At 66.2% G+C, this 17229-nt stretch carries 10 protein-coding genes; 7 read left to right on the forward strand and 3 right to left on the reverse strand.

Features of this window, described 5'->3' with window-relative positions:
- Positions 1-6 precede the first annotated feature (6 nt).
- The 7 genes from BKH33_RS07940 (at position 7) to BKH33_RS07970 (ending at position 14488) form a co-directional block, all read left to right on the forward strand.
- Entirely contained in the window at positions 7-3171 is a 3165-nt protein-coding gene (locus tag BKH33_RS07940) for a bifunctional glycosyltransferase/CDP-glycerol:glycerophosphate glycerophosphotransferase (RefSeq protein WP_043539731.1), read from the forward strand.
- Between the two features lie 265 nt (positions 3172-3436).
- Positions 3437-3829 (forward strand): glycerol-3-phosphate cytidylyltransferase, encoded by a 393-nt coding sequence (tagD, locus tag BKH33_RS07945; RefSeq protein WP_003784765.1) that lies wholly within the window; start codon positions 3437-3439, stop codon positions 3827-3829.
- Between the two features lie 139 nt (positions 3830-3968).
- Complete coding sequence (locus BKH33_RS07950) at positions 3969-7988, forward strand: CDP-glycerol glycerophosphotransferase family protein (protein ID WP_076071060.1); 4020 nt, start codon at positions 3969-3971, stop codon at positions 7986-7988.
- Positions 7985-8893: a hypothetical protein gene (locus BKH33_RS07955; RefSeq protein ID WP_003784776.1), complete on the forward strand. Its 909-nt coding sequence runs from the start codon at positions 7985-7987 to the stop codon at positions 8891-8893. Before BKH33_RS07950 ends, BKH33_RS07955 begins: the two co-directional genes overlap by 4 nt.
- Positions 8894-8910: 17 nt before the next feature.
- Entirely contained in the window at positions 8911-10815 is a 1905-nt protein-coding gene (locus BKH33_RS07960; RefSeq protein WP_043539728.1) for a glycosyltransferase family protein, read from the forward strand.
- Positions 10812-13196, forward strand: a complete 2385-nt coding sequence (locus BKH33_RS07965; protein WP_003784724.1) for a hypothetical protein — start codon at positions 10812-10814, stop codon at positions 13194-13196. Before BKH33_RS07960 ends, BKH33_RS07965 begins: the two co-directional genes overlap by 4 nt.
- Complete coding sequence (locus BKH33_RS07970) at positions 13196-14488, forward strand: glycosyltransferase family 2 protein (protein WP_003784767.1); 1293 nt, start codon at positions 13196-13198, stop codon at positions 14486-14488. Before BKH33_RS07965 ends, BKH33_RS07970 begins: the two co-directional genes overlap by 1 nt.
- Here BKH33_RS07970 and BKH33_RS07975 read toward each other — a convergent pair.
- The 3 genes from BKH33_RS07975 to BKH33_RS07985 all read right to left on the reverse strand — a co-directional run bounded on the left by BKH33_RS07975 (position 14466) and on the right by BKH33_RS07985 (position 17213).
- Complete coding sequence (locus BKH33_RS07975) at positions 14466-14942, reverse strand: YbhB/YbcL family Raf kinase inhibitor-like protein (RefSeq protein WP_075407495.1); 477 nt, start codon at positions 14940-14942, stop codon at positions 14466-14468. The genes BKH33_RS07970 and BKH33_RS07975 overlap by 23 nt on opposite strands.
- A 550-nt stretch (positions 14943-15492) precedes the next feature.
- On the reverse strand, positions 15493-16266 hold the full coding sequence (locus BKH33_RS07980) for a DUF6270 domain-containing protein (protein WP_003784732.1): 774 nt from the start codon (positions 16264-16266) through the stop codon (positions 15493-15495).
- Between the two features lie 2 nt (positions 16267-16268).
- Entirely contained in the window at positions 16269-17213 is a 945-nt protein-coding gene (locus BKH33_RS07985; protein WP_081391528.1) for an ABC transporter ATP-binding protein, read from the reverse strand.
- Between the last annotated feature and the right edge of the window lie 16 nt (positions 17214-17229).

Raw genomic sequence — 17229 nt, forward strand, 5'->3', positions numbered from 1 at the left:
AAGGACGTGGGCGGTCGACGTCTCCTCGGCGCGGCTCTGCGCGCCGTGCACCGGCCCCGACTCAGTGTCATCGTCCGAGCAGTGGGGGCCGGCCCTCACCTGGAAGGGGCCATCCGATCCGTGCTCAACCAGAGCTTCAAGGACCTGGAGGTCCTGGTCGTCGTCGGGCAGGGAGCCGACACGCAGAGCTCTGGTGAGCAGATAGCGACTCGCCTGTCCACCAAGGACCGGCGTGTCCGGGTTCTGCCCAGCGAACGCGGTGGCGACCCGGGTGACCTGGAGACCGCCTTGAAACGAGCGCGAGGACGCCTAGTCACTATCGTCCACGGCGGAGACGCCCTTGTGGCCGGTGCCTGTCAGAGAATGATTCAGTGCCTGGATCTGTCGGGTTCTGACGTTGTCGTTGCGCGCTCGCGTTCCCTGACACCGTCAACCGGCGCCAGGCAGAGGACGGGACCACCCAGGGAACCCCGCCTCGGAGAGCCACTGGTCCAGGTGCCCGAGGTGGTTGAGGACCTTGTGGCCGGCGCGGTCATGGCTCGCCGGTGGCTGTGGACACGGCCAAGACGGCTCGGTGCACTGCGAACCTCACCGGTGTCGCTGCCCGCCAGGACCCTCTCGGTGCTCCTCGCTGCGACACGCATCGACGTGCTTGATGAGGAGGTCTACACCTGGCGTGTCGGATCGGTGGCTCGTGGCCCGAGTGCGGACACCGAGCCCGCCGCCCTCCTGACAGAGGTGGGGGTCCTGGCGCAGATGGCCGCGGGCGCACCGCCGTCGGTGCGTCGGCGCCTGGTTGCCGGACGCCTGAACCGGGACCTTGTTCGTCTGGCTGAGCGCGCTCACCGGGAGCGGCCTGACTTCGTCCGCGGACTCCGTCGCACGGCGAAGAGGGTGCTTCCGGCCGCTGAGGACTCTCTTTGGGACTCGACCGCGCTGCTCGATCGGCTCGTGCTGTGGCTCCTCACGCGAGACGATCCGGCCAGTGCCGAGGAGCTTGAGGATCTGATCGGCCGGCGGCTTGAGGACCTGAACCGCCTTCCCCTGGTCCTTGAGGCGGGGACTCTGCGCCCCGAGCCGCGCTTTCTGGAACGGATCACGGTGCCCGGCCGACTCACCGAGCTCCAAGACGTCGATCTGAGACTGCACGTCAGTACCGACACGGCGCGCTGGGTCGGTCCCCGGACCCTGGAGGTACGCGGCTGCGCCTGGGTCTGGGGAGTCGACCCGAGCCTGACCGATCGTCCGGTCATTGAGGTTGTCGACGCGGATGGGAGAGTTCGACGGCGCACCGAGGTGGATCGCTGTCAGGCGCCTCGCGCCGACCTGGAGGCCGGTGACCCGTGGCGCTCCTACCTCCCCTCGGGGATCACGGTGCGTCTGCGGCTCGAGCCCGGCAGCACCGTGTGGTTCCGGGTGGTGACCCGCATAGCAGGGCGAAGGGTGTGGACATGGATGCCGCAACCGGCCGGTTCCAGCAGGTGGCGCCTGGCGCCGTCGGAGTCCGGGCGGTGCTTGGCAGTGCGCGGTGAACGGGGGCTGCTCCAGGTCGCCTCGGTGAAGACCGGGAGCCGGGGGAGCGAGCTGCTACCCAGCATGCCGATCGACGTCGTGCTCCACGGAGCGTGTCTGGCTGTCGACGCAACGATGGTGCTGTCCGGAACGGTGACGGGGGCCCCAGCGGAGCTGGACATCGTCGTCAGCTGCAGCGGCGGCCGGATGACGGTACCTGCCGTCCTAGCGCCGGGCGGCGAGTGGACGGCGAACCTTGGTCTGGTCGATACCGACGTCCAGCTGGGGACCTACACGGTGGGCTGGAGCGCCACGCCGGAGGACGAGCCCGACCACCGCATCGAAGGGGTCTGCCGGGCAGGGGAGGGAATCGACGGCCCCGCCATTGAGGCTCCCATCGTTCCGGCACCCGCCGGCGGCGCGGTGGTGCCCGATGACGTTGTCCCCGGGGGAGGCTCCGGGCGCCCAGCACGCCGCGCGCGGATCATCACCCGGCGTGACGGCTCCGTGGCCGTGGCCGTCATTCCTCCGCTGACGCCTCGGGAACGCTCACGACGGGGCCGTCGGTTCCTCGTTGAGCGTGAGGCAGAGGCCCTGAGGCCGGCAGTCTTCATGGAGTCCTTCGGTGGACGCAGCGGGGGAGACAATCCGGCTGCGATCTGCGAGGACCTGGCTGCCCACGATGTGCGCGCGCCCCTGTGGTGGTCGGTGGTCGACGGTACGGTTCCGGTCCCGTCGGGCGCGGTCCCGGTCGTCGTCGGATCACAGGAGTGGGTGGAGGCGCTGCGTACCTCACGTGTCATCGTTACCAACGACCACCTTCCCGACTGGTTCTCCAAGCGTGAGGGGCAGCACCTGCTCCAGACCTGGCACGGCACTCCGATCAAGAAGCTGCTTCACGACGCCGCCCCGGGATCCGTCAGTCTGCGCTACCAGCGGCTCATGGCCCGTCAGGTTCCCCAGTGGGACCTGCTGCTGGCTCAGAACCGGGAGGCCGAACAGCGTCTGAGGCGGGCGCTGGGGTACGGCGGGCAGGTCCGGGTGGGGGAGTACCCCCGAAACGTCAGGCTACTTGGTGGCATTGAGGTGGGGCGGCGGGTGCGTTCCGATCTCGGTATCGGTGAGGAGCAGCGGGTCATCCTCTATGCGCCGACCTGGCGCGAGAGGCTGCGTCACCCAGAGGGCCTGGCTGGGCACAGCAACGGGCAAGGACTGCTGGGAGAGGTGTACCCGGCTCATCGCACGGATGCGGTGGTCCTCATGCGCACACACCACATGAACCGTGCCAGGCCTGGTCCCGGGCTGGTTGACGTCAGTCGCTATCCAAACATTGAGGAACTTATGATGGCGGCCGATGTCCTGGTCTCGGACTACTCCAGCATCTTCCTCGACTTCGCCCTCACCGGGAAGCCGGCGGTGGTCTACGTGCCGGACCTGGAGCACTACCGTGATGTCGAGAGAGGCCTGTACGGCGACTGGCCCCGCAGGTCGGGACTGCCGGTCGCCCTCGATCATGATGAGCTCACCTTCCATCTGAACCGGATCCTGGGTGACTTCGATGTCCAGGCTGCTCGCCGAGAAGTGTTGGAGGTTGATCCGGCGCCAGTCCTGGAGAACCTGGCCTGGATCCGTGGGTGGATCACTCGTTTCCTGCGCTGACAGGCGGCGATGCGTCGATGAGTTCAGGTCTAGAAAATACTGTTAAGAAGAATTGTGACATAAACGTGCGATAGTCGGTTCGATAAGGTCGATGCACCTGTGAGGTGCAGCAATGAGGTGGCGTCCTAGATTTCGACCATATATCGGTATTGCATCGGTTCTGCGACACCTTCAATATCTCCTGGTGGCTGAGGAATACTCACGGTGGTTTGCCTGCGCGTCGTCACGCGGGCGGTCCTCGACCATCCAACCAGGAAGTGACCTTATGAAGCGTGTGATCACCTATGGCACTTATGACCTGCTCCACTACGGTCATATTGCGTTGCTGAGGCGCGCGCGAGCGCTGGGTGACTTTCTGATGGTGGCGCTCTCCAGTGATGAGTTCAATGCCGGAAAAGGAAAGCGTGCCTACTTCTCCTATGAGGAGCGCAAGGTGATGCTCGAGGCCATTCGGTATGTCGACCTTGTGGTGCCCGAGCTGACATGGGGGCAGAAGACCGAGGATATCTCCAGGTACGGTATTGATGTCTTCGTCATGGGTGATGACTGGAGCGGAGAGTTCGATGATCAGCTCGAGGGGCTGTGTGAGGTCGTCTACCTTCCTCGGACTCCCGAGGTTTCTACGAGTCAGATCAAGAATGACATGCGTCTGCACTGAGTGGCGGTGCCTTGACTCGGGTCGCTACGCGGATCGAAATGGAGATCCGGGCTGGAAGCCGGTTTGAGTCTCGTCGTACGGCGTGCAGTCAAATGCAGAATGAAACTCATAGGATATGCATAGTAGAACAAGGGCGGTTATGGCGAGCAAGGATGCTGTCCTCAGGAAGATGGGCCGCGCCGTCTCTGGCCGCTTGCGGCTGCCGGCCGTCACCAGGCTGGTGCGTTATGTCGCCGCAAAGGAGTATGAGGACGGCAACCTGGCAGAGGCCAAGCGTCTGTATGAAAAGATCCCAGAGAGCGCCCGCGACACCGCCATCCGCCTGCGTCTGGGAGTCATCTCCGAGCGTCAGGAGCAGCTCGAGGCCGCTCTGAGAACCTACACCGAGGTGGCTGACCGCGACCCCGCCTGCGGAGAGGCCTTCTACCGCGCCGGCTGTCTTCTCAAGCGACAGGATGATCCGGAGGCTGCCTCCGTCTTCTTCTCGCGCGCCATCTCCTCCGGAGTGCGAGACCGGCGCTACTCGGACAAGCTGCTCACCTGCCTGCCTGAGAGCACCCCGCAGTGGCAGCGTCTGGAGGTTCTGCTCTCCGGTCTGCCCGAGCACGAGACCGATGCCGCCTGGCTGCGCAAGATTCTTCAGGCCCAGCTCCACCTGGGCTTGAACGGGCCGGCCAGGTGCACCCTGGAGTCCTTGGCCTACGTTGATCGGCTCAGCGCGCAGGAGCTCTTCGAGCAGGGGCTCATCGCCCACCGTGACGGCGATCGGGCCTCCGCCACCGTCAGCTTCGCCGCCGCCTGCGAGGCCGCCGGCGGCAAGGCGTGCAGGAAAGGGCCGGCCCAGTTCGCGTGCTCCCGGGGCGATTGGAAACTGGCGCTCGAGCTCCTTGAGCTGTACCCCGGAGAGGGGATGTCCCGGGCCGATCTGGTCTATGAGCTGGGTCTGTGCCTTGACCGCCTGTGCGAGTACGAGCGGGCACAAGGACAGTACGCCCTGGCCGCCTCGCTGGATCCGGGAAGCGGGAACAGCCTCTATAAGCTGGGGCTCGTCTCGGAACGTGTCGGTGACCTCGTCACCGCGGAGCGCTCCTACCTGGAGGCCCTGCGGACGCTCAAGAAGCCTGCCCGCAGCTGGTGGAGCTATCGCCGTGGGGTCTGTCTGGCAAGGCTGGGACGCCACGACGAGGCGCTGGAGTCCTTTTGGTCCTACCTGGGACCGGCCCCGCGCGGGCTGGCATCGGTGTCGAAGCAGCGGGCCAGCACGGGCTTCCTCGCCCTGGTCCGCGCTAAGAGCTCGCCGCCGCCTCGGCAGCGGCCGGAGGATCTTGTCGAGTCCACCATCAGTGACATCATGCTCGGTCTTCACGAGGCTCTCAGGTCCCACGGCGGTGCGGACGACCCTGACGCCGGCATGGACGTCCCGCCTGCCGCAGCGCGCACGGCCGCTCGATCCATCCGTCACATTCTTCCTCTGGTTCTCAAGGGGGACCGGAGCAACCGCCTGGTCCTGGCCCAGCTGGCCCAGGATGCCGGGCAGGTCGAGCTCGCCTGCGAGATCCTCGAGCAGGCCGAGGAGTTCGGCTGCAAGGACGGGCTGGACCCACGGGCCTATGGGCGCACCGCGGGAGCGGCTCGCAACATCCGCTACGCCGAGGCCCTGGAGGTCCTTCCAGTCAGTCCCCATCTGGTGCTGTGGGAGTCCAATCACGGCGCCTCGATAGGCTGCCACCCCCTGGCCGTCTTCCGTTGGATGGTCGACCGACCGGAGTACTCCCACCTGATCCACGTCTGGGCCGTCAACGACCTGGGCGCCGTTCCTGCGGATCTGCTGGGGCGTCGCAATGTCGTCTTCGTTCCCCTGCACAGCACCGAGTACATGCAGTACCTCGCCACGGCCGGGTACCTCGTCAACAACGTCTCCTTCGCCCCCTACTTCGTGCGCCGTCGCGAGCAGCGCTACCTCAACACCTGGCACGGCACCCCCTTCAAGACCCTGGGACGGTCCATGCGGGGCGGTCTGCTCGACTACGAGAACCTGCAGCGCAACTTCCAGCTGAGCACCACGCTCATGGCGCCCAATGAGCTCACCCGATGGGCTCTTATCGAGGACCATGATCTGCTCGACGTCTACCGGGGCCGTACCATCGTCGCCGGATCCCCTCGACTGGACACCTCACTGACCATGAGTGGCCAGGACCGCAAGGCACTCAGAGGCCGCCTGGGAATGGCTGAGGACGACGAACGCCGTCTGGTCCTGTTCGCCCCCACCTGGCGTGGCGGAGTCAGCAAACGGGAGCTGGACCGCGAGGCCCTGCTCGCCGACCTGACCGCCATGGCCTCCCGCGACGACGTGCTCGTGGTTTACCGGGTCCACCGCCTCTCCGAGAAGCTTCTGGCCGGCGTCGATCTCCCGGTGAGCGTGGTGCCCAAGGACATCGACACCAACGAGCTGCTGGCCGCCGTCGACGTCCTGGTGACGGACTACTCCTCGATCCTTTTCGACTTCCTCCCCCAGAAGCGTCCCATTGTGCTCTATATGCACGACATCGAGGACTACAGAGCCGAGCGGGGTCTGTACCTGGATCCTGAGGAGGTCCCCGGGCTGGCCTGCTACGACCGCGGCGAGCTGGCCTCGGCCATCGGACGTGCCCTGGTCGGCGAGGGGATCGCGGATGAGGAGGCCCTGGCCCGATACTGTCCCTACGAGGACGGGCGGGCCTCGGCGCGGCTGGCCCGATTCTTCTTCGACGACGACAACGACCTCGGACCGCGGGCGATCATCAGGGACCACGCCCTTGACCCCGCGCTCGGCGACGGTGCCCGCAAGCGCCGGACACTCCTGTTCCACGCCTCCATGATCCCCAACGGGATCGCCTCTGCCTTCCTTGCGCTCCTGGAGGCACTCGATCCCTCGCTCTACTCGGTGAACCTCATCGTCGAGCCCTCCGTCCTGCGCGGGAACGAGAACCGTCAGGAGATCTTCCGTCGCCTGCCTCGTCATGTTCATGTCATCTGCAAGCCCGGGGCCGCCCCCTGGCGGATTCACGAACGCTCCTGCGTCAACGACTTCGCCCGCCACCCCGACGCCTACACCTCGCAGAGCTTCTGGGATGCCTACTGGGCGTACTACGAGCGCGAGACGCGCCGCATTCTGGGCGACTTCGTGCCCGACGCCGCCATCGAGTACGACGGCTACGCCGAGACCTGGGTATCGCTCATCGCGGCCTGGGGGCGTCGCGGTTCCCGCACCTCCTGCTACCAGCACAACCAGATGGACAACGAGTACCGCGACAAGTACCCCAACCTCCGGCGCGTCTTCGTCCTCTACAGCGATGTCGACGCCGTCGTCGCGGTCAGCCCGGGACTGGCCCGCCACAACCGCACCGGGCTGGCCGGGCTGGGCATCGGCCTCTCCCAGCGACAGCTCTCGGCCCGCAACCTCCTCGACATCGAGCGGGTGCGCCTCGGAGCGCAGGCACCCGCCCCCGATGCCTTCACCGCGCTGAAGGACGAGCACGACTTCGTCCTGACCACTATGGGACGGATGTCGATGGAGAAGAACCAGGCCGCTCTTATCGAGGCGGTTGCTCTCCTGCGAGAGCAGGACGGCGCTCGCAGCGATGACCCGGGCGACGGCACCGAGGACGACAGCGCTCAAGGCCTGAGTATCGGCCTGGCGATCGTCGGATCCGGGGTGCTCGAGGGGACGCTGCGGGCCAGGATCGACTCCCTGGGACTGGCCGGGCACGTGACGCTTCTGGGGCAGATGGACAACCCGTTCCCGGTCCTTGGCGGAGCCGACCTGTTCGTCCTGCCCTCCTTGCACGAGGGGCAGCCGGTCACCCTGCTGGAGACAATGACGCTGGGGACTGCGGTCGTGGCATCCGATCTTCCCGGCAATCGGGAGCTGATCGCCCTCGGTTACGGAGTTCTGAGTGGGACCTCGCCCCAGGACATCGCTCAGGCGATCCGCACGGCTCTGGCCGACCCCCTCCGCGCTCGCGGAACCTTCGACGTTCAGGAGCACAATGCGCGTTCGCTGCGGGACACCCTTGACGCGGTGCTCGGCTCCGAAGCGCTCCACCAGCAGCCCAAGGAGGACGAGGCATCCCCGAGGAGCCGGTGCAGTCGAGGCGCCTCGCAAGGAGCGATCGCGTGATGTGTCCGCACAGGCTGCAGCCCAAGGCGGCGCCCCAGAGCGCGGCCCCCACCTGCGTGCCGGCTGTCACGCCCTCGGCCGAGCTAGCAGGAGTCCTGGAGCCTGTCCTTCAGGGACTGGGTGACGGGGACGACGGCGGAGCGCAGCCACGCGTCGCCGTGCTCGTTGACGGCCCTCAGCCCCACCTGAGCAACTACCTCGCCCTGACGCTGGGGGCGCGTGAGCTGATCGTCTGCACGATGCAGGCGGAGTGGGACGGACAGTCCGAGGCGGAACCCGTGGAGTACTCCGGTCTGATCGGTCATGCCCGGGTGGTTCCCTTCACGAACCAGGTCGACCTGCACCAGGCCCTGGCCACTCACGGCCGGTTCGACGTCCTCGTGGACGTTCTCACCCACAGCGCCCGCATGCGCGCCATGTCCGCCCAGCTGTTCATCGGCGCCGTCCGCGACGGCGGATACTACATCGCCATTGACGGTGCGGTTCTGGGAGAGCGCCCCGACACCGCTGAGCTCATTACCTCCGCCTCGCGCAGTCTCGCCGGCCTGCACGGAGGGGAGGGGACATTGAGCGGGGACGAACAGGCCTATGGCGAGCAGGTGGCTTCACTGACCATCCTCGACGGCGGCATCGTGCTGCGCAAGCGAGGGGACGGCTTCGTCAAGCTCCGATACACCGAGACCCCGCCCATCCTGTCCGCCCGCTACGGCGAGTTTTGGGGACGTTCGCTGGAGACCACCCCCGCCCGAGTCACCCCACTGGAGGTCATCGACGGCAGGAAGAAGGACTGCGAGGGGCGCGAACTGGGAGTGACCAACAGGGACTACGTCTTCGACTTCGAGCGCGATGGCGACCAGCTCGATGAGCTGCTCGACTCCCTGGACGAGAAATGGGGAGAGTCGTGAGCGCAGAAGACTCCCGCATGACACGTCGGCCGGCGCCTGAGCTGCGGCGCGCCCTGTGGCACCTGCGTCACTCAGGGCTGGCGGGGCTGCGCGAGCACCTGCGCCGTCGTCGGGCGACCGCTTGGGCGCGTCCCCGCCGGTGGGCCTCCAGGCGCCGGGATCAGACGTCCTTCCCGGACTGGCCCCTGCCCTCACCGAAGGAGACCGGGCCGCGTCACGATGTGACCGTCGGCGTCATCGCCGACGAGTTCACGGCGCTCGCCCTGAGCTATGAGTGGCGCGCCGTACCCCTGACGCCCACCGGCTGGTGCGAACAGCTCGACCAGACCCCCATCGACCTGCTCTTCGTGGAGTCCGCCTGGCACGGCAACGACGACACCTGGCGCTTCCAGGTGATCGGTCCCCAGGGGCCCTCCGGTCACCTGAGAGAGATGGTCACGGCGCTGCGAAAACAGGGGGTTCCGACGGTCTTCTGGAACAAGGAGGACCCCGCCCACTACGACGAGGCCATCGAGACCGCCCGCCTGTTCGACTGGGTCTTCACCACCGACGAGGCGATGGTGGAGCACTACCAGCGCGACCTGGGGCACGACCGCGTCGGGATCCTGCCGTTCGCGGCGCAGCCGACCATCCACAACCCGATCCGTCCCCTGGGTGACGACAGCAACCCCCTTACCCTGCGGGACGTCGCCTTCGCCGGCACCTACTTCGCCCACAAGTACCCCGAGCGACGTGAGCAGATGGAGATCGTCCTGGGAGGCGCCCTCGACGTCTCCGCCCGGCTGCCCCACGGGCTGGACATCTTCTCCCGGTACCTCGACGGTGATGACACCTACCAGTTCCCGTCTCCCTGGGACTCCCATGTGCGCGGCAGCCTCAGCTACCCCCAGATGCTCAGTGCCTACCGCGCCTACGCCGTCTTCCTCAACGTCAGCTCCGTGGTGGGCAGCCCGTCCATGCTTCCGCGCCGCGTCATCGAGGTTCTCGCCTGCGGCACTCCTGTGGTGACCACCCCCACGCCGGCCACCGACCGCCTTCTGCCCGCGGGCACCCTGGCCAAGGTCTCCGACCGCGTGGGGGCAGGGCTCACCGTGCGCGCTCTCGTGGCCAACCCGCTCCTCGGGGAGTACATGACCTACCTGGCGCAGCGCGAAATCTGGGCCCACCACACCTACAGCCACCGTGTGGACACCGTTCTGCGCGCTGTCGGACTGGGGGAGCGGGCCCGACGCCGGCCCACCATCGCACCGCTGGTGGCCACCATTCGGCCGGAGCAGGTTGACCACGTCCTGGAGACCCTGGCCTGTCAGCAGCAGGTGACGATGGCACCAGTCATCCTCACCCACGGCTTCACTCCGCGCGCCAGCAGCAGGGCCCGCGCCCGCGAGTTGGGTCTTGAGATCGACTGGGTCACGGCAGAGACCAGTACTCCCTTGGGATCCTGCTACAACATCATGCTCACTCGGGTGGAGGCCGACTACATCGCCAAGATGGATGATGACGACCTCTACGGTGACCACTATCTCTTCGAGGCCCTCGCCGCAGTCGACTATTCCCGCGCCGAGGTCGTTGGCAAGCACGCCCACTACGTGCACCTGACCGGGCCGGACCTGACGGTACTGCGTTTCGGCGACTGGGAGCACCGCTATACGACTTTCGTCTCCGGACCTACGCTGGTGGTCCGTGCGGATCTGGCACGTGACATCAATTTTCCCGAGACGACCATTGGGGAGGATACTGGTTTCCTCAATGAATGCGTACGTGTCGGGGCTCGTATCTATTCGGCCTCTCGTTTTGGATTCGTCCAACGGCGGGGGACGACTTTCGGACACACCTGGGGCATCTCCAACACGGAGGTGCTGGCGACGTCCACCATTAGTCATTGGGGACCGCCCCACGAAATGGAGATGCCCACCTTATGAACGCCCGCAGCGCCGAGACCATGCACGTCATCATCATCGGTTCCGCAGGTGGTCAGGACACGCTCGACTCTCTTCGACAGGACCTGCCTGAGACCGGGATCGTTCCGCTCAGCTGCCCCGACCCGGGGTCGCTGGCCCAAGTCCTCAGGCCTCTGAGCGCCGGAACCCGGGTCCTGTTGCTCAGGGCCGGCGACAGGGTTGAGCCCGGCTATCTCGCCTCTTTGGCTCAGCACGGCTCGGGCGACGCCGTCGGCACCCTTCTCACCTCGACCGTGACCATCCGGCCCGACGGCGCTCGGGATGACCGGCTGCAATGGCGCTTCAAGCACGGCAGCCGCAGCGCGGACCTGACCGCTGAGCCCTACATCTTCCCCGACACCATCAGTGGAGTTGTCCTCACCGTCCCCCGCCGAGGTATGTCGGACTGGGGAGGGCTGGGGCCGTTGCGAGGTATTGAGGACACCGACGGTGCCAACGGCAGTGATGAGAACGCCGGACTGAGCGGGCTTATCGCCCATATCGTGGACACCGGCAACCGGGTCGGCCTCCATGACGGTCCCGCCGTCGTCCACCACGCCCCGTCACCTCCCGGCGCCTGGGGGAAGATCGAGCACTACCGCCACCTGCTGGGCACGCTCCTGCCGGCGTGGCTGCAGGCTGATAGCCCACCTCCCGCCTGGGTCTACCAGCTCGTCATTCACCGCCTCATCCAGGTCACCGAGGCAGACCGGGGACTGCGCTTCCCCTCTGCCCGGCTCACGGTGGCCGAGCGTGCCGAGGTGGCCCAGCTGCTGCGCTCCGTCACTCGTCATGTTCCTGCTGCCCAGATCGAGGCTTACTGCTCCACGCCGCTGGCCGTGGGGCGCCGCACCGCCCTGACGGCCCTGGCCGCCGGACCCATGCCGGCACCGATCCTGCCCTCAGCGCGCAGGTTTCGCAGCGACCAGAAGGCCACCTACTTCTTCACCGGGGCCCTGCCCGCCGAGCAGTGGAAGGTCGATGGCAGCTGGGCGAGCCCCACCAGCGCCAAGACGGTCGATCACCGTTACTTCGACGAGGTCGTGCTCCACGAGCGCATCGTCTGGCTGCCCAAGGGAGAGATCACCGCGGTCATCAACGGCCAGGAGCTTCCGGTGGCTCCTTACCGGGGAAACCCCAGACCCCCTGAGACGGTACCCGGTCGGCACCGTCACGGATCATCGCCCTCCGGGCTGCGCCGACGTCTGGCCAGGGTCCTCGGCCGCGGCAGCACGGAGAGCCCGCCCCAGCAGGTCAACGCGTCGTCGGCCTCGACTGTGTCGTCCTCCGCGGACTCCTCGGCGCCCTCGCCGTACACGGCCTCATCACCAACCGACTGGCCGCGCACCTGGCTCTACATGGACCGTCATGACAGCGCAGGTGACAATGCCGAGCCGCTGTATCGCTACGCCCGCACCCACGCCCCCAGCGTCCGGCACATCTTCGTCATTGAACGCACCTGCCCGGACTGGGACCGGCTCGCGCAGGACGGCTTCGTCCTCCTCGACCCGACAGGTCCCGGCTTCGACGCCGCTTGGGCCGGCGCCGAGACCATCATCCTGTCCGACATCGGTGATCCACTCATCAAGGATCGTCTCAACAGCGCGGGCACCGGCACCGACCAGCGCGTGGTCTTCCTCCAGCACGGCGTGACCATGCGCGATATGTGGCGCTGGTTCAACGGCTCCCGCCTGGACGTCGTCGTGTGCGCCACCGCGCCGGAACAGGCGGGGCTGACGGCGGATCACACCTCCTACACACTCACCGACCGAGAGGTCTGGCGTACCGGATTCCCCCGCCACGACCACCTCTACAGCCTCCTGGGACAGGACCGAGACCGTATCCTGCTGGCCCCCACCTGGGCCCCGGAGGTCTCACGTGCACTTGAGAACGATCCCGACGCCGTCGGGCTCCTCAATGAGCTCTACCGGCCGTGGCTCGAGTTGGCCGCCGGCCTGACCCAGGCGGGTCACCACCCGCTCCTCTTCGCCCACCCCAAGCTCGCACTGAACGCGCCCGAGTGGTTCAGTGCCCTGGGCGTCCCCTCGGTCTCCGGCCGTGAGCTGCCCGAGACGCTGGCCCGTTCCTGGGCCGTCATCTCCGACCGCTCCTCCGTCCTTGACGAGGGCATGCTCGCCGGCTGCGTCGGCATCGTCTGGGACCCCCACGGCCGGCCCGACACGGATCACTACAGAGCCCGGCACGAGGCCGTTGGCGCAGTCTGCGCCGACACCTCTGAGCAGGTCTATCAGGCGGTGGAGGACGTCGTCTACGGCCGCGTCGTCGCCCCGGAGGGCTTCATCCTGCTCGACGCCGGAGCCTGCGCCCGTCTCACCAAGCAGCTTCAGCGCGACATGATCTGATGCGCAGCCTGATTCCTGACGCGCTGCGGGCGGTTCGTCGCTCTCCCCGTGTCAGCCTCGTCAGCCCCGTCTACGGCGTTGCTCCCTACCTACCACGCTTTCTCGACTCCCTCGATGCCCAGGACTACCCCCACGACCGTCTCCAGGTCGTGCTCGTCCTGGATGGTGCCTGTGACGACTCACCCCGAATCTGCCGCGCCTGGGCCGGGCGAACAGACCTCGACGTCGAGATCGTTGAGACCGACAACGGTGGGCAGGGCAGGGCCCGCAACCTGGGAATGGAGTACGCGCGAGGAGACTGGATAGCCTTCCCCGATCCCGATGACTGGCTCGCCCCCGACTTCTTCACCCGGCTGCTGGGTACCAGGCGCCGGGGTGACATCCTGCTGACCGGCCGCACCGTCATCCACCAGGAGGGCAACCGGCTGCGGCACCCCCTCGACTTTCGTTTCCAGGACGGGACCGCTCGGGTCGACGCCGCCCGCCAGCCACAGGCCATCCAGCTCTCGGTCCATGAGTGCCTCCTTCGCCTCGACCAGGCGCTTGCATCTCGATTCCCCGAGGACCGCGAGGCCCCCACCTTCGAGGACGCGCTCTACCTGGGAGGCATCCGAAACGGCTCGGGCCGCATCGTCTACGTGCCCGATGCCGTCTACCACTACGACAAGCGGGCCTCCGGCGACTCCGCGGTTCAGACCGCCTGGTCGCGGCCAGGACGCTACGACGCCCAGATGCGCACGCGCTACCACGCACTTCTCGACGTCGCCAGTGACGCGCCCTGGGCGCAGCAGACGATCCTGTACGACCTGGGATGGTACTTCGGCGTCGTGGACGGCGGTCGGATGCCCGCCGAGCCGCCAGGACTGGCTCAGGCGCACGCCGCCGAGATGCGACGGCTGGCGCACAGGCTCGATGCCGACCAGATCATCCGCAGCCCCTGGGGAAACCTTGGCGCCCGGGATCGGGCCCGGCTTCTGCTGTGGAAAGGGCAGCCTGAGGTGGCGGTGGTGCGTGACGGCGAGGTCATGGAGCTCTGCACCGTCGAGCCTCCTGGTCGGCAGGCTGAGCCCCTTCGCTACGCCGGAACCGACGTCGGTTGGGTCCTCACCGGCTCTGAGGCGCAACGGCGCTACTCCGGAGGAGGCGTCCCGCGTATTCCCCTGTGGCCCCGCAGGCCACGGCTGGCTGAGGCTCGCGAAGTCAGGACGATTAGTGCCGGGGGCTTCTTCGGCGTCGTCGGTGAGGCGGGTGATGAATTGATGAGGTCATTTACTCGAAGGTTCCTTCTATGACGGCACGCTGGAGCACGTGCCCCTCGATGGCCCGGAGCAGGGCCTTGCGTCGAGACCGTGCGGAGAGATCCAATCGTTCATCCAGCACGTATACGGTAAACCGATAGGTGTGTGTCTTGCCGCGTGGTGGCTTGGGTCCACGATAACGATGCCATCCGTAGGCCAGACCCTGGCGTGCGGAAAGAGAACCCACCTCCTTACCGTGAGGAATTGCAGATGGAATCCTATCCGTCGGCTCGATGTTCCAAATTAGCCAATGGGTCATGGTTCCGAACAATGGGTGAGTCATATCCTCCAGAGTTACTGCCACCGAAGCCCCGTCAGGATCTCTCCCCTTAAGAACGATCTCCGGGGACTCGTCTCGTCCGCGTCCCGTCGTATCCTCCTGAAAACGGCCGGAACTGTCAATGCTGTGCAACAGGAGCTTCAGTCCGTTCGTATCGTTAGTACTCATGATTAGACACTCTCGCCTTCCACGCTCGCGCTCACGTCGAATCCATGTTCGCTCAACAGCGCAATATATTCTACCAACTGATCGGAGGTTCCGTCGGCCGTTCGGCGCCGGTGCGAACTGGATTCACCTGGACAGAGGCTCTCTCTGCATCAGGGAGAGGATGAGGAATGCAAGATCTCCGCCGACCTGGTCCATTATGCGTGCGTCATCGATGATTCGCTTGTCCATAAATGTGTTGCGCACGCCGGCGGGGCCTCATGGGTACTGATCGCGAGCCGTACGTACGCGCCGTCAGGGGGTGCGTGGGCCTTGTCGTCGGAGTGGAGTGACGGGTGGGGCGGTTTTCTTGTGACGCCTCGTTTTCTGATTGAATTGGCTTGGGTGTTAAAAACTCCCTCAGGGGCAAGGTGTGACTTTGATGAGTGACACGCAACTACCGCTAAAACGGTCTAGACGTCTCAATGAACAAGCCTCAACCTCTTAAGGATCGTTGGAACGCGCTCATGATGGAAGTCTCCTCGTCACTACGGTGACGGAGGCGAGGCGGAGCTCAGAGCGCCGGGGCGAGAGCGCGTGGCGCCTGCGCGACCTCCAGCTCGTCGGCCACCCATGAGTACAGGGTGCCGGCGTAGTGGAAGGGGGCGGCTCCCCAACGGTGCGCGTCATCGGCGACCACGAGCTCATCGGGTACGTGAAGGATCCGTATGTCGGTCTCTTGACGGACAAGGTCGACGTAGCGGGTCATGACCCAGTTGGCCTCCATGGCCGTCTGCCCCCAGCTCGGGACTGTCAGCTCACCCGAGGTAGTCCTCGTTGCCCACGGCACGTTGAGGAGAATCGTCCTCCTCGTGAGATCGAGCCGCTTCAGCAGAGTGTGGAAGCGCAGAAGGGCCGGCCGCCACAGGTGCAGGTGCTCTGCCGTCCCCAGCTCAAGGAACCTGGCGGTGAGTCCCTCGTAGAGGCCGGCTGTCATGGCTTCTGTCGAACGCGTCAGAAACGCCCCGGGGGACGTCTCCAGGACACCGAGACGCTCATCAGTCAGGTCCCACAGCAGGAGATCCGTGCGCGCGGCCACAGCCGTCAGCTGGGCCTCCAGGTTTCCCACCACGTCCGACATGAAGCAACGACGAGCGAATGGCGATGCCAGGAGGGACAGGTCGAGGTCTCCGACGTCGGCTGGGCGCCCCGCGCTGATGAGGGACTGACGGGCGATGTAGCGCTCCACGCTCCACCCCCGGTTCTCCATCTCACTCGCGGCGTCCCTGGCCACGCAGGATCCGTAGACCGTGATTCGTCCTGTCATCGCGCTGTCCTCAATGCGCATGGTCATACTCCTCGAGCGTGTCGATAGGGCAGCGTGCGACTCTCCGAGCGCTGGATCCGCACCCCTGCTGGTTTCCACTTCTCCCTGCACGTGGCCAGAATCGTGGCGGCCTTGTCCGGTTTGCCCTTGGCGATGTTCCAGGACCACCAGCGGTAGTCATGGGCGATCTGGGGACCTGGGCCATCTCCGATGAGCTCGCCATCCATGAGCCACAGCGCCCGGGTGCACATCTCCTCAATGACCTGTGCGGCGTGGTTGACGATGAAGACCGTCCCGGCACCGCGCCGCAGCTCAGTCATCTTGTTCTCGCTGCGTTCCTTGAACGCAGCGTCTCCGGTGGACAGGGCCTCATCAATGAGGAGAATGTCCGGGTTCGCGGCGGCGGCGATTGCGAACCGCAGGCGTGAGGACATTCCTGAGGAGTAGGTCTTCATAGGGCGGTAGATGGCCTTCCCGATTCCGGTCAGCTCGATCACCTCCGGCAGGATCGCGTCGATCTGGTGGGGGGCCAGCCCCATGGCCAGGCACCCGAGGCGCACGTTCCGTTCTCCGGACAGGTCTGGGACAAGGGCCGCATTGACCCCAAGCAGCACCGGATTGGAACGGGCACTCACCGTTCCCGACGTCGGTGTCTCCAAGCCGGCGATCACGCGAAGAAGGGTGGACTTCCCGGCCCCGTTACGCCCCAGGATTCCGATCGATTCTCCGGCACGTGCCACGAAAGAGACGCCTTTAAGGGCATCGACACTCACTTTCGGTCTCTGCCCCGTCATACCCAGGAAGATCTTCTGGGCGGGTGACGTGGCCCGCAGGTCCTCGGCGTCGGTGGAGGGGACTCGGTAGCGCACCCGAAGGCCATCAGCGACGACGGTGGCCGTACCGAGTCCGGTCTCACCACTGTCCGCCGCGGTCATGACCGCGTGGCCGGTGACGCCGTCCGGTGCCATCATGATGACGGGGAGC

Origin of the sequence: Actinomyces naeslundii (assembly GCF_001956585.1) — a bacterium.
GTDB classification, from domain to species: Bacteria; Actinomycetota; Actinomycetes; order Actinomycetales; family Actinomycetaceae; genus Actinomyces; species Actinomyces naeslundii.

Bases quoted from the DNA above. Each gene is read 5' to 3' on its own strand.
- tagD (WP_003784765.1), top strand. From the start codon at position 3,437: ATGAAGCGTGTGATCACCTATGGCACTTATGACCTGCTCCACTACGGT.
- BKH33_RS07950 (WP_076071060.1), top strand. From the start codon at position 3,969: ATGGCGAGCAAGGATGCTGTCCTCAGGAAGATGGGCCGCGCCGTCTCT.
- BKH33_RS07960 (WP_043539728.1), top strand. From the start codon at position 8,911: ATGACACGTCGGCCGGCGCCTGAGCTGCGGCGCGCCCTGTGGCACCTG.
- BKH33_RS07965 (WP_003784724.1), top strand. From the start codon at position 10,812: ATGAACGCCCGCAGCGCCGAGACCATGCACGTCATCATCATCGGTTCC.
- BKH33_RS07970 (WP_003784767.1), top strand. From the start codon at position 13,196: ATGCGCAGCCTGATTCCTGACGCGCTGCGGGCGGTTCGTCGCTCTCCC.
- BKH33_RS07975 (WP_075407495.1), bottom strand. From the start codon at position 14,942: ATGAGTACTAACGATACGAACGGACTGAAGCTCCTGTTGCACAGCATT.
- BKH33_RS07980 (WP_003784732.1), bottom strand. From the start codon at position 16,266: ATGCGCATTGAGGACAGCGCGATGACAGGACGAATCACGGTCTACGGA.
- BKH33_RS07985 (WP_081391528.1), bottom strand. From the start codon at position 17,213: ATGGCACCGGACGGCGTCACCGGCCACGCGGTCATGACCGCGGCGGAC.